The 18630-nt window shown below is 30.7% G+C and carries 15 protein-coding genes and 1 pseudogene; 15 read left to right on the top strand and 1 reads right to left on the bottom strand.

The annotated features are described in order from the left end of the window. Window positions 1-108 precede the first annotated feature (108 nt). The 12 genes from prdC (NGI68_RS04670) (at window position 109) to NGI68_RS04615 (ending at window position 12612) form a co-directional block, all read left to right on the top strand. Window positions 109-1419 (top strand): proline reductase-associated electron transfer protein PrdC, encoded by a 1311-nt coding sequence (gene prdC, locus NGI68_RS04670; RefSeq protein WP_251860328.1) that lies wholly within the window; start codon window positions 109-111, stop codon window positions 1417-1419. A gap of 29 nt (window positions 1420-1448) precedes the next feature. Further along, window positions 1449-1880, top strand: a complete 432-nt coding sequence (locus NGI68_RS04665) for a sugar transporter (RefSeq protein ID WP_251860327.1) — start codon at window positions 1449-1451, stop codon at window positions 1878-1880. 164 nt (window positions 1881-2044) lie between these two features. Next, window positions 2045-3349, top strand: a complete 1305-nt coding sequence (gene prdC / locus NGI68_RS04660; RefSeq protein ID WP_251860326.1) for a proline reductase-associated electron transfer protein PrdC — start codon at window positions 2045-2047, stop codon at window positions 3347-3349. Window positions 3350-3395: 46 nt separating this feature from the next. Continuing rightward, window positions 3396-3569 carry a hypothetical protein gene (locus NGI68_RS04655; RefSeq protein WP_251860325.1) on the top strand — a complete coding sequence of 58 codons (174 nt, stop codon included), beginning with the start codon at window positions 3396-3398 and terminating at the stop codon, window positions 3567-3569. Between the two features lie 699 nt (window positions 3570-4268). After that, a complete protein-coding gene (gene prdC, locus NGI68_RS04650) occupies window positions 4269-5579 on the top strand; it encodes a proline reductase-associated electron transfer protein PrdC (RefSeq protein ID WP_251860324.1) in 1311 nt (436 codons plus the stop codon). A 30-nt stretch (window positions 5580-5609) separates the two neighbouring features. Continuing rightward, the gene (gene prdA, locus NGI68_RS04645; protein ID WP_251860323.1) at window positions 5610-7727 is read left to right on the top strand and encodes a D-proline reductase (dithiol) proprotein PrdA; all 2118 of its coding nucleotides are present in this window, start codon (window positions 5610-5612) and stop codon (window positions 7725-7727) included. 8 nt (window positions 7728-7735) lie between these two features. After that, entirely contained in the window at window positions 7736-8011 is a 276-nt protein-coding gene (locus NGI68_RS04640; protein ID WP_251860322.1) for a CBO2463/CBO2479 domain-containing protein, read from the top strand. Between the two features lie 75 nt (window positions 8012-8086). Continuing rightward, the gene (prdB, locus tag NGI68_RS04635; RefSeq protein ID WP_251860321.1) at window positions 8087-8812 is read left to right on the top strand and encodes a D-proline reductase (dithiol) protein PrdB; all 726 of its coding nucleotides are present in this window, start codon (window positions 8087-8089) and stop codon (window positions 8810-8812) included. A gap of 327 nt (window positions 8813-9139) precedes the next feature. Beyond that, complete coding sequence (prdD, locus tag NGI68_RS04630; protein ID WP_251860320.1) at window positions 9140-9916, top strand: proline reductase cluster protein PrdD; 777 nt, start codon at window positions 9140-9142, stop codon at window positions 9914-9916. 11 nt (window positions 9917-9927) lie between these two features. Continuing rightward, on the top strand, window positions 9928-10398 hold the full coding sequence (locus NGI68_RS04625) for a glycine/sarcosine/betaine reductase component B subunit (protein ID WP_251860319.1): 471 nt from the start codon (window positions 9928-9930) through the stop codon (window positions 10396-10398). Between the two features lie 13 nt (window positions 10399-10411). Then, the gene (locus tag NGI68_RS04620) at window positions 10412-11419 is read left to right on the top strand and encodes a proline racemase (RefSeq protein WP_251860318.1); all 1008 of its coding nucleotides are present in this window, start codon (window positions 10412-10414) and stop codon (window positions 11417-11419) included. A gap of 311 nt (window positions 11420-11730) precedes the next feature. Continuing rightward, window positions 11731-12612 carry a sulfite exporter TauE/SafE family protein gene (locus tag NGI68_RS04615; RefSeq protein ID WP_251860317.1) on the top strand — a complete coding sequence of 294 codons (882 nt, stop codon included), beginning with the start codon at window positions 11731-11733 and terminating at the stop codon, window positions 12610-12612. Window positions 12613-12721: 109 nt separating this feature from the next. On the opposite strand, the gene NGI68_RS04610 is transcribed toward NGI68_RS04615, so the two are convergent. Continuing rightward, window positions 12722-14167, bottom strand: coding sequence for an APC family permease (locus NGI68_RS04610; protein WP_251860316.1), 1446 nt, complete (start codon window positions 14165-14167; stop codon window positions 12722-12724). 521 nt (window positions 14168-14688) lie between these two features. On the opposite strand from NGI68_RS04610, the gene NGI68_RS04605 reads away from it, so the two are divergent. The 3 genes and pseudogenes from NGI68_RS04605 to NGI68_RS04595 form a co-directional block, all read left to right on the top strand. Continuing rightward, the gene (locus tag NGI68_RS04605; RefSeq protein WP_251860315.1) at window positions 14689-15762 is read left to right on the top strand and encodes a putative NPN-dependent ornithine cyclodeaminase; all 1074 of its coding nucleotides are present in this window, start codon (window positions 14689-14691) and stop codon (window positions 15760-15762) included. 70 nt (window positions 15763-15832) lie between these two features. Then, window positions 15833-16918: a putative NPN-dependent ornithine cyclodeaminase gene (locus tag NGI68_RS04600; RefSeq protein ID WP_251860314.1), complete on the top strand. Its 1086-nt coding sequence runs from the start codon at window positions 15833-15835 to the stop codon at window positions 16916-16918. Between the two features lie 91 nt (window positions 16919-17009). Next, window positions 17010-18552, top strand: a pseudogene (locus NGI68_RS04595) (methyl-accepting chemotaxis protein); the annotation flags it as partial. Window positions 18553-18630 lie beyond the last annotated feature (78 nt).

Here is an 18630-nt window from a genome sequence, read left to right as displayed (position 1 = left end):
TATTACTTTTCATATAAGATATTGTTATTGACATATTTCTATTATTTATTGTTACAATAGTGAAAATATGATAGTATAATAAATGTGAATTTCCTAAGGAGTGATGAAATGTCAAATTTATACAAGTTTTATCTTAAAATGCACATAGGTGTCCCTAGTGTGCCCTGTGTTAAAGAGGGGGAATTTGTAGAAAGAGGGCAAGTTATAGCCGAGCCTAATGGGTTGGGGGCGAAAATTCATGCTAGTGTGTCTGGTAAGGTTTTCAAAATAACAGACAAAGAAATATTTGTAGAAGCTTTAGAAAATCAAAGTAAAGACTTTGTTAAAATCAAACAATGCCATAGTATAGTAGATACAGTATACGAAGCTGGAATAGTAGGTTCAGGTGGAGCTGGTTTTCCAACTCATATTAAATTAAAAGCTGATATACCTGAAGGCTACATAATAGCAAATTGTGCAGAGTGCGAACCAACGCTTCATCACAATATATATCTAGCAGAAAATAACCCAGAGCTTATAATAAAAGGAATAAAATATGCTATGGAAGCTACTAATGCTAAAAAAGCCTATATAGGAATAAAAGGTAAGCGTAAAAAAGCCATAGAAATATTAAAAAGACATCTAACACATGAAGATAATATTGAAATAAAAGAAGTAATAGATATATATCCCTCAGGAGAGGAAAGAGCTTTAATACATTCTATATTTGGTAATTGGTTAGAACCTACACAAATTCCTATAGAAGCCAATTGCGTAGTTTTAAATGTAGAAACCTTAGCTAATATAACACGAGCAGTAGAATATAGGAAACCAGTTATAGATAAAGATATAACTATTATGGGAAAATTAAAAAAAGGTATAGGTTCCCATGTTTTTTTACAAGAACCTATAGGAAAATCTATGAAAGATATGATAGAAATCTGTGGAGGAATAGATGGCTCTTATGGAGAGATTATTATAGGAGGACCTTATACTGGATTGCCAGAGAATATAGAACAGTCTGTAATAACAAAAGTTTCAGGTGGAGCTGTGGTAACTATGGAGTTGCCAGAATATAAGGGACCTGTGGGGCTTTTAGTTTGTGCTTGTGCAGGCCATGAAGATAGACTTAAAGATATAGCACATAAAATGAAATCAGATGTGGTAGCTATAACTAAGTGTAAAAATGTTGTTGATGTTAAGGGTAACTATAAATGTAAGACTCCAGGAAAATGTCCAGGTCAAGCAGGAGCAGTTATGTATTTGAAAAGCAAGGGAGCAAAAAGAATAATAATAGCTAATTGTAGTGATTGCTCTAATACTGTTATGGGTATAGCTCCAAAGATGAAATTACCTGTTTATCATCAAACAGATCATGTATTTAGGACTGTAGATTATAAGTTAACAAGGAGACTTCCAAAAGAGAAGCTCCATAAATAAATTATTTTTAAACTTAGGAGGTATACATTATGTCAATGTCAGCAGAACATGCAGAAGAGTTAAAAAATGAACCAGCAGTAGTTTGTTGTAGAACAGAGGAAGGAACAATATTGTCTGCAGATAATTTAGAAGATCCAGATATATTCCCAGATATGGTTGATTCTGGGCTTTTGACTATGCCAGAAGATATTCTAAAAGTTGGTCAGGTAATAGGAGGAAAACTACTAAAAACTATAGATTCATTAACACCATTAACTCCAGCTATAGTTGAAGGATACAAAGAAATTGGTGGAGAAAAAAAGAAAGAAGAATCTCCTAAATCTGAAGAATCCCTAGAAGTAGTGGAAGCAGCAGAAGTAGAAGCTTGCCCACAAGGAGAGTGCATAACTTGTGTTGAAGGTGGAATTCTTAAAATAAAAATAGAAGAAGGAAGAGGAATAGATATAGAACTTCCTCTATAATAAATTTTAAACAAAGGCAATATTTGCCTTTGTTTTTTATAACTGTCATTTATAGCAATATAGGATTGCTATAGAATAATTTTATACATATAGTTTTTAGTAGTAAAACTATCACTTTGTTTTTATAATAAGTATTGTAAAGAAAAAATACAGGGGGTAATGGCATGGAAAAAATGTATAAGTTTCCTTTAAAAATGCATGTAGGAGCACCAGACGTAGCATGTGTTAAAGAAGGACAACAAGTTAAAAGGGGAGAATGTATAGCTAAGCCTAATGGATTAGGAGCTAAAATACATACAAGTGTATCTGGAATAGTTGAGAAAATTACAGATGCAGAAATAATAATAAAAACAGATGGAAATGAGTCCAAAGATTTTGTTAAAATTAAAGAATGTGACAGCATTTTAGAAACTATTTACGAAGCAGGAATAGTTGGAGCTGGTGGAGCTGGATTCCCAACTCATATAAAATTAAAAGCAGACATACCAGATGGATATGTTATAGCAAATTGTGTAGAATGTGAACCAGCCCTACATCACAATATAGCATTCATAGAAAAAGAACCAGATACAGTAATTAAAGGTTTAAGATATGCTATGAAGGCAACTAATGCTCCAAAGGGATATATAGCTATAAAAAGTAAGCATGAAAATGCTATAAAAATTTTAAAGGATAACTTAAAAGGAGCTTCTGATATAGAAATAAAAGAGCTTCAAGATATATATCCAATGGGAGAAGAAAGAGCTATAATTCATGCTATATTAGGAAAATGGTTAAAGCCAACAGAACTTCCATTAGAAGCAAAATGTGTTGTAATTAATGGAGAAACACTATCCAATATAACAAGAGCTGTGGAAGATAGAAAACCTGTTATAGATAAAGATATAACTATAATAGGAAAATTAACAACTGGTAATAAACCTAATGCATTGTTAGATGTATCAGTGGGAACACCAATACATGATTTAGTAGAAAAATGCGGTGGAATAGATGGAGAATTTGGAGAAGTAGTAATAGGAGGTCCATATACAGGAAAAGCAGGAGATATAAAAGAATCTGTAGTAAGCAAAATATCAGGTGGAGCAATAGTCACAATACCATTACCTGAGTATAAAGGCCCATTAGGATTGTTAGTATGTGCTTGTGGGGCAGATGAGGAAAGATTAAGAGATGTAGCTTCTAAAATGAAAGCAGAAGTGGTTGGAGTAACTAAATGTAAGAATGTAGAAGAAATAAGAGGAGCTAATAAATGTAAAACTCCAGGAGATTGTCCGGGACAAGTTGCTGGAATAATGAAATTAAAGAAAGATGGAGCTGAAAGAATATTAATATCAAATTGTAGTGATTGTTCTAATACAGTTATGTGCTGTGCTCCAAATCTAGGAATTCCAGTATATCATCATACAGATCATGTATTTAGAACTATAGATCATACATTGACAAGAAGACTTCCTATAGATAAAAAATAATTTAAAAGCTGGAGATATTATAAATGTAGAAGATTTAGAAAATCTAATGCATTTTGAGAAACTTCCTCTATTAATAAATTTAAGTGAAAAGGTTTTAAACAGAGAGGAAGTAGTGGGACAGAAATTAAATAAAGATATTCCTGCTATAACGGCTATACAAGCCTCTATGTTAGAAGGATCTAAAGAATCTGATTTAAACATTATAAAGAAATACATTTAAATTCTTATATACCGTTATATGGTAAAATAGCTTTATAAAATTAAAGATACAATCAGGTAAGAGAATTAATATGGAAATACCTATTACGCAAATATAACTAACTAAATAAAAATATATTAAGTAGAAGAAGTTGTGGTATAAAAATACCATAACTTCTTCTACTTATTTTTATATGTAAAACAAATTCTATAGACACATATTAAAGAAATATTGAAAGAATTTAATTTTTGCATATTAAAATTAAAATTTTACATTGTTTTTAACATAATTAGAGTAAGATTTTATAGAAAAATTCAATTTTTTAATGCTATTGATGAATATAATTCTAAATTTATGAGCTTGAAGAAAATAGTAATAAAATTAATATTACCTAATTGTTTTATAAAAAAGAGAATAAAATAAAAAAATATATGTATTAAATTAAAAATGTCAAATTTTCATACAGGAATGTCAAAAAAATAACACAGGCAAAAAGACAATATTTTCTACTTAAATCAATAGATTACATTTAATAATTTAAAGTAAAAATTAAAAGTGTCAATAAAATGACATAAACATATATATGTGTGTTGCTATAAGTTTTATTTATACATATGTAATACAGCTATAAACTAGCGTTATAGAACTTATTAAGTTTTTTATCAAAGTTGGCATAAATTATGCTTTTAATATAGATGACAGTGATTTGGAGGTGGGTTTATGGAGAAGTCATACAAATTCTCCCTTAAAATGCACGTAGGTGCACCAGATATGCCTTCTGTTAAAGAAGGACAAAGAGTGAAAAGAGGTGAATGTATAGCAGAACCCAATGGTCTTGGTGCTAAAATACATACTAGTGTATCTGGTGTTGTGGAAAAAGCTACAGATAAAGAAATAATAATAAAAGCAGATGAAACTCAAACAACGGAATTCGTTAAAATAAAAAAATGTGATAACTTAGCAGATACTGTATTTGAAGCAGGAATAGTTGGAGCGGGTGGAGCAGGGTTTCCTACTCACATAAAACTAAAAGCACATAATAAAGATGGTTACATTATAGCGAATTGTGTAGAATGCGAACCGGCACTTCATCACAATATGAAGGTTATAGAGGAAACACCAGAGCTAATAATAAATGGTATTAATTATGCTATGAAAGCTACTAATTCAAAAAAAGGATATATAGCTATAAAATCAAAGCATGAAAAAGCAATAAGAGTATTAGAAGAATCTTTGAAAAATTCAAGTGATATAGAAGTAAAATTACTTAAAGATTTATATCCAATGGGTGAAGAAAGAGCAATAATCAATGCAATATTTGATAAGTGGTTAGATGTAACTGATCTTCCTATAACAGCAAAATGCATTGTAATGAATGCTGAAACACTAGCAAATATTACAAGAGCTGTTGAACAAGGAAAACCAGTTATAGATAAAGATATAACTGTAATAGGAAAATTAAACACAGGTAATAAGCCAAATGTATTTTTACAAGTACCAGTTGGAACTCCAGTTAAAGATTTAATTGAAAAAGCTGGTGGAATAGATGGTGAATATGGTGAATTGGTAATGGGTGGACCATATACTGGAAAATCTGGAGATATAGAAAAAGATACTGTTACTAAAATATCTGGTGGAGCAATAGTTACAATACCACTACCAGAATATAAAGGTCCATTAGGGTTACTAGTGTGTGCCTGTGGAGCTAATGAAGAGAGATTAAGAGACGTGGCAACTAAAATGAATGCAAAAATTGCAGGAGTAGTTGATTGTAAGAATATAGAATATCCAAAGGGTAAAGGAAATGGACCAGGAAAATGTAAGACACCTGGTGAATGACCAGGCCAAGCGGCTGCAGTTATGCAGTTAAAAAAAGATGGAGCAGAAAGAATATTAATATCAAACTGTAATGATTGTTCAAATACAGTTATGCAGATAGCTCCAAAAGCTAAAGTTCCAGTATATCATCATACAGATCATATATTTAGAACTATTGATTATACATTAACAAGAAGATTGCCACAGAAGTAAAAATAATAAAAAGTTAGGAGGTAATGGCAGATGTCAATGACAGCTGAACATGCAGAGGAATTAAAAGATGAACATGCTGTAGTATGTTGTAGAACAGAAGAAGGAACAATATTATCTGCAGATAATTTAGAAGATCCAGAAATATTTCCAGACATGGTAGACTCAGGATTATTAACTATTCCAGCTGATTGCTTAAAAGTTGGAGAAGTAATAGGAGCAAAATTATTAAAAACTATAGATTCATTAACACCATTAACTTCAGATATAGTAGAAGGGGTTAAGACTATAAAGAAAGAAGATTCAAAAGAAGATACTACTACTACTGCTGAAGAAGAATTAACAGAAGGAAATGAAAAGGCAGTTTTAAAATACAACTTAAAAGTAGGTCATGTTATAAAAGCCAGTGATTTAGAAAATCCAATGCATTTTGAAAAACTTACAGATTCTCTTTTAATTTCATTAGATGAGAATGCGCTTACAAGACAAGAAGTTGTAGGGACTACATTAAGTGTAGATACACCAGCTTTAACTCCTGTAACAGCAGATATATTAGAAGGATTTAAGGAGGAAGTAAACATGAGTGTTGATTCAAAAGCAACAGTAAATGGCGGAACTTTAAGAATCAGAATTGCTGAAGGTAAAGGAATTGATATAGAAGTACCTTTAAATGGCAATATAGGTTCAGGTAAATCAGTAAAAGTACCGCAAGTAAAAGCTGAAAAAGGTGAAGTATTAGCAGTTTCAGATGTAGAAGTCAAAAAAGAAGTTAAATTAGAAGAAAAAGTTATAAGAAGTCTTACTAGAAACCATTATAAAATAGATAAAGTAGAATTTGGTCCTGAAACAAAGATAGAAGGAACAACTCTTTACATAAGAGAAGGAGTATGCGAAGATGCTAAAAAGGTTAGCCCATTAGTAAAGGAAGTAAAAATAGATATAATAACTCCAGATAAGTATAATACTTATAGTGAAACTATAATGGATGTACAACCAATAGCTACTAAAGAAGGAGAAAGTAAATTAGGAACAGGTGTAACTAGAGTATTAGATGGAGTTATCATAATGGTAACAGGAACAGATGAAAATGGAGTTCAAATAGGTGAATTTGGATCTTCAGAAGGTATACTAGAAGAAAACATAATGTTTAATAGACCAGGATCACCAGATAAAGGTGAAATATTCATAAAAACACAGGTAACTATAAAAGAAAAGACTAATATGGAAAGACCAGGCCCTATGGCTGCTCATAGAGCAACTGACTTTATAACTCAAGAAATAAGAGAGGCTATGAAAAAGTTAGAAGATGAGTCTTTGGTAGTTAATAATGAAATTTTTGAACAAGTAAGAAGAGCAGGAAAGAAAAAAGTTGTAGTTGTTAAGGAAATAATGGGTCAAGGTGCTATGCATGACAACTTAATATTGCCAGTGGAACCAGTAGGATATTTGGGCGGTAAACCAAATGTTGATTTAGGAAATGTTCCAGTAATGCTTTCACCACTTGAAGTGTTAGATGGTGGTATTCATGCCTTAACTTGTATTGGACCTGCTTCTAAAGAATGTTCAAGACATTATTGGAGAGAACCTCTTGTAATGGAATGTATGAAAGATAAAGAATTAGATTTATGTGGAGTTATATTTGTAGGAAGTCCACAAATCAACAGTGAGAAATTCTATGTATCAGAAAGAATGGGAATGATGGTAGAAGCCTTAGATGTTGATGGTGCATTTGTTACAACTGAAGGTTTTGGAAATAATCATATTGACTTTGCAAGCCATGTAGAACAAATAGGTATGAGAGAAATACCATGTGTAGCATTTTCATTCTGTGCAGTTCAAGGTGCTCTAGTTGTTGGTAATAAATATATGAAATATATGATAGACAACAACAAATCAGAAGGTGGAATAGAAAACGAAGTATTAGAATGTAATACATTATGCCCAGAAGATGCTATAAGAGGTGTTGAAATGCTTAAAGCAGCTATGGCTGGAGAAGATGTTAAAAAACCAGAAAGAGCTTGGAATGCAAATGTTAAAGAAAATAATTTAGAATTAATAGAAAAAGCTGAAGATATAAAGATAGAAAGAGCTTTAAATGAAACTTCAATACCAATGAGTGAAAAAAGAAAAGAGAAATATAGCACAAAGTAGGGATATAAATGGATTTAAAATACGGTGATAAAATTATACAAATGGAAGGTGTTATCGTAGAAGTATCCGATGGAGCGGTAGCTATAGATTTTAAAGGAAGGCTTGGTTATTTAAGAATACCAAGAAGAATGATAATATCAGATTACGAACTTAAAGTAGGTCAAGAAATAGGGTTAAATATGAGTTTTGTAGAAGTGTTATCTGATAAAATAAATGAAAAGTATGTAAGTAACTTAGAAATACAACAAAGACGAGGGATAAAACCTAAGGATAGATGGAAATAAAAACATAAATTAAAACTAAAAGATTTCGTAAATAATAATTAAAACATTCATTGAAGAAAGGAAGGTAAGGTTAAAATGAGTTTAACTATTACAAAAGGTTTACAATCAGAAATATTCGTTCCTATAACTCCAGAACCAGTATGGGCACCGGTTACAAAGGAACTAAAAGATATGACGGTAGCCATAGCTACTGCATCAGGAGTTCATTTAAAAAAAGATAAGAGATTTAATTTAGCAGGAGATTTCACATATAGATTAATACCAGGAGATGCCAAAACATCAGATATGATGGTATCTCACGGGGGATATGATAACTCAGATGTTAATAAAGATATAAATGCTATGTTTCCGCTAGATAGATTAAGAGAATTAGCAGATGCTGGCTTTATAAAATCTGTTGCTCCAACTCATGTAGGATTTATGGGTGGTGGTGGAAACCAACAAAAATTCAGAGAAGAAACAGGGCCATCTATAGCTAATATTTTAAAAGAAGAAAATGTAGATGCAGTAATTATGACTGCTGGATGAGGAACTTGTCATAGATCTGCAGTTTTAGTGCAGAGAGCGATCGAAAAGGTAGGAATTCCTACAATAATAATAGCTGCCCTTCCACCAGTTGTTAGACAAACTGGTACACCAAGAGCAGTTGCCCCAAGGGTACCAATGGGTGCTAATGCAGGAGAACCTAATAATATAGAAATGCAAACAGCTATAGTAAAAGATACATTAGAACAATTAATTAAGATTCCTTCAGCAGGAAAGATAGTTCCATTACCATATGAATATATAGCAAAAGTTTAATATTGGTATTTTAAAATAGAAAATATAATAAAAGTGCAATAATATAATTTTGTTATTGCACTTTTTATAATGAAATAAGCAATAAAAAAGTATATATTTAATTATATTAATATAAAATATAATGTAGTAATTAGACTTACCTATTATATTCGGAATATATAGAATTTTACATTCAAATGCATTTAAAAATCTTATATTCATCATATATACATTTTAGAAAATTAATGATATAATAATTACGTAATTATAAATGTGTAAATTTTCTAGAATAAATGTTAAACCTGTGTCAATGTAAATGATTATAATAATAAAGGGATGGTGATGCTGGTGGAACAAGAAGTTATATTAAGAAGATTAGTTATAAAGGTTTTTAATATTAATAAGGTGGAGTTTTCAGATAGAACTTACATAGATAATCAAGTCTTATATATAAGAAAGCACACATTAGCTGACATATTTAATAACGAAGATATGGATGGGAAAGAACTTATAGAAAAAATAGATTTAAATATTATAAATCCAAATGAAAGACACAAATTTGTGAACTCTATAATGGATTTTTCTCCAATAGCTGCTAAGGTTTTAGGAACTTTAGGAGAGGGTATAACTCATGTATTAACAGGTGTACAAGTAATGTTAACCGGTGTAGAACAATGTGGAATTCAAGTGGCTGAATTTGGATCATCAGAAGGTTTTTTAGATGAAAAGGTGGTTTTTGGTAGGAGAGGAACTCCTGATGAAGATGATATAATAGTACATATAGATGTTACTTTAAAAAATGGACAAGCTACAAATAGACCAGGTCCTATGGCTGCTCATAGACTTTGTGATATAATAATACAAGAAATACGAAATTATTTAAAAAAAATTAATGGAAGATATTGTGACGAAAAACATGAGTATTTTGATAAAATAAGACCAGGAAAAAAGAAAGTTATAATTGTTAAACAAGTAGCAGGGCAAGGCTGTATGTATGATACAGGATTGTTTGCAAAAGAACCTGGTGGTCATATAGGATGTAAATCTATAATAGATATGGGCAATATGCCAGTGGTTGTAAGTCCCAATGAATATAGGGATGGCATATTAAGATCCATGAATTAAGGGGTGATATTTTGGGTATAGGGCCATCTACAAAGGAAACAACGTTACATCATTTTAGAGATCCTCTAGTAGAAATTGTCTCTAATGATAAAGATATAGATTTGTTAGGAATTGTAGTTGCAGGCACGCCACAAGCAAATGAAGAAAAGGTATTCATAGGCCAAAGAATAGGAGCTTGGGCAGAAGCAATGAGAGCTGATGGAGTTATAGTATCCATAGATGGATGGGGTAATAGTAATATAGATTTTGCCTCAGCCCTAGAAGCTATAGGAAAGAGAGATATACCAGTGGTTGGTATGAGTTTTATAGGAACTCAAGCTCAGTTTGTTGTAACAAATGAGTTCATGAATACTGTAGTTGATTTTAATAAATCAAAGGCAGGAATAGAAACTGAGGTTGTAGGGGAAAACAATGTTATGCCAATAGATGCTAAAAAAGCTTTAGCATTTTTAAAATTAAAAATGAAAAGAAAACAAAATTGAGGAGGCTTTAATAATGAGAGCTATAAAAACAATTCAAACTATTGAATCTCACACAATGGGAGAACCAACAAGAATAGTAACAGGAGGAATTCCAAAGATTCCAGGAAAAACAATGGCAGAAAAAATGGAATACCTAGAAGAAAACAGTGATAGCTTAAGAACAATGCTTATGTCAGAACCTAGAGGACATAATGATATGTTTGGTGCTATTTATACAGAACCAGCTGATGAAACAGCAGATTTAGGTATCATATTCATGGATGGTGGCGGATACCTTAACATGTGTGGACATGGCTCAATAGGTGCAGCAACATGTGCAGTTGAAATGGGAATAGTAAAGGTAGAAGAACCATATACAAACATAAAATTAGAAGCTCCAGCAGGAATGATCAATGCTAGAGTAAAAGTTGAAGATGGAAAAGCTAAAGAAACATCAATCGTTAATGTTCCAGCTTTCTTATATAAAAAAGATGTAGAAATTGATGTTCCTGATTATGGAAAACTTACATTAGATATATCCTTTGGTGGAAGCTTTTTTGCTATGGTAGATGCTGAAAAAATAGGCATAGATATTTGTCCAACTAATGCTCAAAAATTAAATGATTTAGGAATGAAAATAATTCATGCTGTTAATGATCAAGTTGAAATTAAACATCCAGTATTACAACATATAAAAACAGTTGACCTTTGTGAATTCTATGGTCCTGCAAAAAGTGAAGATGCAGATGTACAAAATGTAGTAGTATTTGGTCAAGGTCAAGTTGATAGATCACCTTGTGGAACTGGTACAAGCGCTAAAATGGCATTACTACATGCTTTAGGAAAGATGAAGGTTGGAGAAGAAATAGTAAATGAAAGTATTATTTGCACTAAATTTAAAGGAAAGATACTAGAAGAAACTAAAGTTGGAGAATATGATGGTATAATACCAGAAATAACTGGTAGCGCATATGTTACTGGATTCGCTCAATACTTAGTAGATGACGATGATCCAGTTAAATATGGATTTGTATTAAAATAGATTACAATTATTTTATGTTTAAATCATAAAATACCAATATAAAATATATCTAAGTATAATATGTATTTTTTTATTTCCCTTAAATGAAAAAATCATATACAATTATTACTTTAAGATGAGCTCAATGTTTATTTCAGTGAGCTCATCTTTTTTATAAAATTTTTACAGAGAATATAAGTTTAGTAAAAGCGCATAATAAATAAAGGTAGAAATAATCCTAAAAAACTAAAAGGAATTTCATAATAATGGTATAAACATCCTTGGATTACACAAAAGAAGATCTAATTTTTAATTAACAAGGAGGAAATATTATGATAGTAAAAATTGTTTTTGGGATTTTATTGATTTTAACTTTTTATTTCGCATTCATATTTTTTATGGATTTCGTAAAAAACTCTAAAAACGGAAATCTAGAGAATGTGAGTTTTTGGAAGGCTGGTCTAGTAGGATTCATAGCCAATTTTTTTGATACTTTAGGAATAGGAAGCTTTGCACCAATGACTGCTATGCTTAGATTTTCAAGCTTAACAGAAGATAGAGTTTTACCAGGAACATTAAATGTTTCTTGTACAATTCCTGTAGTAACAGAAGCTTTAATATTTATAACTGTTATAAAGGTAGATCCAATTACTTTATTTTCTATGTTGATATCAGCTACAATTGGAGCAGTAGTAGGAGCTGGAATAGTTTCAAAGCTTGATGAGAAAAAAGTTCAACTTGGCATGGGAATTGCACTTATGATAGTTGCATTTTTAATGCTTGCTAGTCAATTAAAATTAATGCCAGTTGGAGGAACTGCAATAGGTCTTACTGGTATAAAATTAGTAATAGCAGTAATAGCTAATTTCTTTTTAGGTGCATTGATGACATTAGGAATAGGATTGTATGCTCCATGCATGGCTTTAATATTTGCTCTTGGTATGAGTCCAAAGGTTGCATTCCCAATAATGATGGGATCTTGTGCATATTTAATGCCAGCCGCATCAGCTAAGTTTGTAAAAGAAGGTGCCTATAATAGAAAAGTTTCTATGGCGGTGACTGTATTTGGTATTATAGGTGTATTAATAGCAGCTTATATAGTTAAAGAATTACCTTTAACTATATTGACTTGGTTAGTTATAATTGTTATTTTATACACATCTGTCACTATGTTTAAATCATATTTAAGGGGAAGAGAGCAAAAAATCACTTAAAATAGCACTATAAACAAGTAAAGAATTGTACATTTAATGTATAATTCTTTACTTGTTTATAGTGCTATTCTAATAGTTCTATTTATGAAATTTAAGAGACGTATTATATTTACTTTGATACAGAATTGCCTGTAGATTGAATTTTAGCAGCATCTCTTCTTCGCTCATATCTAGTAAACATCATCCAGCCAATTAAACTAAGAAGTATTGGACCACCTATACTTAATGATTCAAAAAATATGATTTGCCTTGTGGTTTGGTAATCAGAAGGTGGAAAGAATGAAGTTACAATTCCAAATATTACACTTATTAATCCTATAACAGATACAAAAGTTGAGAACTGTTTTGATTTTGATATTTCATAAAATTCCTCTGTAGACTGTTCTGCAGCTTGTAATTTTTCCATTTTCTTTAATCTAATGTAAGATGCAAACATTAGTAGATAAGGAATTAAACCTGTTATAGCTGTCATTATTATAAGTATTGAATATATAGCGTTAACTGTTGGTAAAAGAGTGGTAACTATTATTACCAATGAAATACCTATGCCTTGTACTAATAATGCATTAATTGGTACACCATATTTGTTTGTTTTTGTTAAGAATGGTGGTAAAACACCTTGTTTACTGGTCTCAAATAACATAGTTATAGGAGACATTATGTATAAGCTAACTCCACCTAAAGCTTCTATAGTCATAAGTATTGCCATTAAAGTTAAGAACCATTTACCTATACCAAATTGCTGTGTTATTAACCTAAATGCTTCTATAAGTCCATTTGCTGCACCAATTTTTTCTGGTGATACTACAAATGTTATGGCAGATGAACATAGTATATATAAAATAGTTATAAAAATAGCACAAAATATAATTGCTTTAGGGATAGTTTTATTTGCATTTTCAACTTCTCCAGCAAATGCTGCGGTAACTTCAGCTCCTGTTAATCCAAACATTACAGAAGATAATAATGCTAAATTAGCTATATTACTAAAATCTGGCATCATGCCTTGAAGAGTATAAGTTGTTGCAAGAGGTCTTTTAAGGACGAAGGCAGATACATAACCCAATATTATAATTAATAAAGCGGGAAGTACACTTCCAAGAAGTCCGCCTACAACTGCAAATATTTTACTGTTACTAGTTCCTCTAAAACTCCATATAGTTATAAACCAAAATATTCCTAAAACCATGAATAAATTATAAAGTTTATTATTTGCTAGATTTGGATTGATAACGTATGCAAATGTAACCGCAGCATATGTTACAAATCCAGGATAAAAGAATAACTTACTAACCCAGTTAAGCCAAGATACTAAAAAACCCATTTTTTCTCCATAAGCTTTTGTAACCCACACACTTAAGCCGCCTTGTTCTGGATATTTTCCTCCTAATTCTGCAGCAACTAAAGCGCTAGGAATAAAGAATAGTAACGCTGCTATTCCCCATAGTACTGCACATGAGGCTCCATACTTCGCTGATACAGCTACCCATCTTAATCCTAGAATAGCTGTCATGGTCATTAAAACCATGTCTTTAAATGTCAAGGACTTTTTCATTTAAAATCACCCCTATATAAAATTTTAGTAATATTGTTAAATACTACTTAATAATATGTTATTTTTGTCACAAAATCAAGAGATTTATTTAACAAAATATACAAACTTAAGAAAAACTATGTAAAATCCTTTTATTTAATGTAAAATGATTACATAAAGAAGTTTATTTGATATTATTAACCTTGAATTTAATGATTGTATTTAATATACTATTAAATATGTAGCGTAATATGTAAAATATTATAATATAAAACAAATAATAAAAAAATACCAATACATTGTTAAAAAAGTAAATGAAAAATTTAATTAAGTATTAATAAAAAACTCCCTGAAATTATAATAATATGATTTGATTTTAAATTTTATTATGAGCACTATTGTAAATTAGAACAATACAGATAAATACTAAATATAACAAGCTAAAAAGCATTAGTTAAATAAATTTCGATAATATTATATTTATATAATATATATAACCCAATACAATTTTTAATATAGTACATTAAGGAGGAATTTTTAAAATGAGTTTTCAATTACCAAAATTTACACCACCAGATTTTAAACAAGATTTTCTTGTTAAAGCACCAGATGTTAAAATAGGTGAAGTTGAAAAAGATGGAGTAGCTCCGGCAGGATTTCATATGACTTCTGTATTACCAGAATATTTTAAAGTTAAAGGTGAATGGGTTTTACCAAACCAAACTTCTTTAGATTGTGCTGCAGTAGTTAAAGATGATAGCACTATGGAAGTTGTGGAATTTAGAAGTCTTAAAGTTGGAGATAAAGTTATTTTAGGACATGCTATAGATGGCAGCGAAGGGATCTATAGATATGCCCAAGGCTTTAACAATATACCAAGAGTAGGATTTGGAAGATCTGTTGAATCATCCTTTTCAAGAGACTACAAAGAATTATATGAATTGTTAAAATATGAAAAAGAAAATAACGGACATATAGTTTGGGTGTTAGGACCTGCTGTTGTATTTGACCATGATACTAGAGTTGCTTTATCAGACCTTGCTGAAAAAGGATTTGTAAGTGCTCTTATGGCTGGTAATGCCATGGCTACTCACGACTTAGAAGGAGGACTTTTAGGTACTGCATTAGGACAAAACATATATACTCAAGAATCAGTTCCTATGGGACATTATAATCACTTAGACCTTATAAATGAAGCTAGAAGAGCTGGATCTATAGAAGCTTTACTTTCTGAAGGTAATGTTAAAAATGGATTTATAAAAGCTTGTGTAGAACATAACATCCCAATAGTTCTTGCAGGATCAATAAGAGATGATGGTCCACTTCCTCCAGTTTATCACAATGTAACCTCTGGACTTGATGCTATGAAAGAACAAGCTGAAAAAGCAACGGTTATAATTTGTCTTGCTACAGTTCTTCACTCAGTAGCTACTGCAAATTTAGCTTCATCTTATAAAGTTGTAGATGGTAAGGTGAGACCAGTATACGTTTACTCTATAGATATTGCTGAATATGCAGTTAACCAAGTAGCAGCAGCTAGAGAACATGTAGGTGTTAAAACTATAGTTACCAATGTTCAAGACTTTGTTGTTAATGTTCAAAAGAACGTTCTTTAATATAGATTTTAAACCCTTAATTTTTGAAAATATTAAGACACATTAATATATTATTAGGAGGAGATTTTAAATGAGTTTCGAATTACCAAAATTTACGCCACCAGATTTTACACAAGATTTTCTTGTTAAAGCACCGGATTGTAAAACTGAAGAAGTAGTTATAGAAGGAGTTGCTCCTAGACACTATCATGCATTATCAATATATCCTGAATATTTTAAAATTAAAGGACAATGGGTAATAGCTAATGAAAGTCGTATGGATACCGTTGCAGTTGTTACTCCAGATGACCATATAGATGTTGTAGAATTTAGAAATCTTAAACTTGGAGATAAGGTTGTAGTAGGAAGAACTGAAGATGCTAGCGAAGGAATATACATGTATGCTGGTGGATTTGTAGCTAAAGACGGAAATTCAGATACATTTGCATTTAGAAGTGGTAGATCAAGAGAAACAGCTTTCTCTAAAGATTATGATGATCTATATGAAATAATGAAATATGAAAGAGAACATAATGGAAAAATCGTTTGGGTTTTAGGACCATCAGTTGCATTAGATGATGAATCAAGAGCGGCTTTTGCATCTCTAGTGGAAAACGGATATGTTAATGCTATTTTATCTGGAAATACTCTTGCAACCTATGACTTAGAAAAAGGAATGTACGGAACAGTTTTAGGACAAGAAACTTTTGAAGCTGATAGAAATGCTCATTATAACTACATGGAAGCTATAAATGAAGCTAGAAAAGCTGGTTCCTTAGAAGAACTTATGGCCTCTGGAAAAGTTAAAGATGGTATATTAAAAGCTTGTGTAGAAAAAGATGTCCCTGTAGTACTTGCTGGTACTATAAGAGATAGATTTACTTTACCTAATGTTTACGACAATGTATATGAAGCTCAAGATGCTATGAGAAAACATACAAGAAAAGCTACTATGCTTATATGTTTATCTACAGTACTTCATACTATAGCTTCAGGAAATATGACACCATCTTATACAGTAAAAGACGGTGTTGTTAGACCTGTATATATCTACTCTATAGATATACAAGAATTCTCTGTTAACAAACTATCAGACAGAGGTACTCTAGAAGTTAAAACTCTAGTTACAAATGCTCAAGATTTTATTATAAATGTGGCTAAATCTTTAGTTAAATAAAACAGGGAAAATTACATAGCAGATTTTTAAAAAAAAGAGGATCTTTTAAAGATTCTCTTTTTTATTGCACGAAAACGCTAAGAACATATACTATGATAATGCAGCAGCAACTTTATTTAATAATGATGGTAAATCTAGAGATCAATATTCTAATGGAAATTTTGTAAATGGCGATGTGTCAGAAAAAGCATGGTATAAGGATTTGATGAGCGGAGTAAAGTATAATATATATAATCCTGTAGTGTCAAAAGGAACTGGTAAAACGTTAGTTGTAATAGGTGTTCCAATCAAAAATGAATCAGAAAAAACAATAGGAACTATGATATCTGCTGTTAACCTTTTGCATATTCAAGATAAAGTTAAAGAGTTTAAATTTGGCAAAAAAGGATATAGTTTATTAATTGGAAATGATGGAACTATTATTGAACATACAGATAAAACATTAATAATGAAAAAGAAGATATCAGAAATAAAAGATGAAAATATACAATCATTGATTTTAATAATAATAGCAATAGTATTTATTGTTGCAACAGTAATTGTGTTAGTAGCAAAACAAATGACATTACCATTAACTAAGCTACATCATTTTGCTGAAGAAATAGCAGAAGGAAATCTCTCAAATGAATTAGAAATTAAGGGACAGGATGAAATTTCTAAGGTTACAAAAGCATTAAATAATACAGTTTCAAAGCTCAAGGACATGATAGGTGATATAAGTACTTCAGCTGATGATGTTATGGTGATATCCAATGGTTTAGCGGTATCAATAAGTGAATCATTAAAAGGAAATGAAGAAGTTTCAAAAAGTATGCAACAAATAGCCACAGGGGCTGTATCTCAGGCTGAAAGTGCAAGTAAAGCATCTATTGTAACAAAAGAATTGGTTGAAAACATAAATCAAATATCTAAAAAGTGTACCTATATGATTGGCGTAGTAGAAAAATCAACTAATAGAAGTACAAAAGTTTCACAAGGAGTGCAAGAAGCTGTAGATAGTATAAAAAATATAGCTACAATAAATAAAGATAATGTTGAAGAAATTCAAAATTTATTAAAGCAATCTAAAGAAATAGGACAAATTGTTGATGCAATAAGTAATATATCTGAACAAACTAATCTTTTAGCACTTAATGCAGCTATTGAAGCTGCTAGAGCTGGTGAACAAGGTAAAGGATTTGCTGTAGTTGCAGATGAGGTAAGAAAATTAGCAGAACAGTCAAGTGAATCTTCAAAAAGAATAGTAGAACTTATTAATGGAATACAAAAACAAATCGAAATTATATCAAATAAAATGAATTCTGGAACAAATGAAGTTATGCATGGGGTTAAAATGGCAACATTAATTGGTGATGATTTCAAAGAGATAGAAAAAGTATTTAATGAAGTTAATGATATTGTATCAGAGGTATCAGAATCTACGGATGTAATGAAAAAGAAAGTAAATATTACAGCTGATGTTATAAAAAAATGTTGCAACTATAACAGAAGAAAACTCATCAGCCACAGAACAGGTTACTGCATCAAATGAAGAACAAACTGCTTTTATGCATCAAATTGTAGATTCAACTTATACATTAAAAGAATTAGTTAAAAAGCTCAATAATACAGTGGATAAATTTAAATTATCTTAGATGTAATTAAAATAGTATATAAATATTATGTTTAAAAAACATTTAGTAAAATTATATATTATTAATGCAGGTTCTCAT

It is taken from the genome of Clostridium sp. Marseille-Q2269, assembly GCF_943736985.1.
In the GTDB taxonomy this organism is placed as follows: domain Bacteria; phylum Bacillota; class Clostridia; order Clostridiales; family Clostridiaceae; genus Clostridium_F.
The sequence above is the reverse complement of the archived record's forward strand: the minus strand, read 5'-3'. Positions and strand labels throughout refer to the sequence as shown.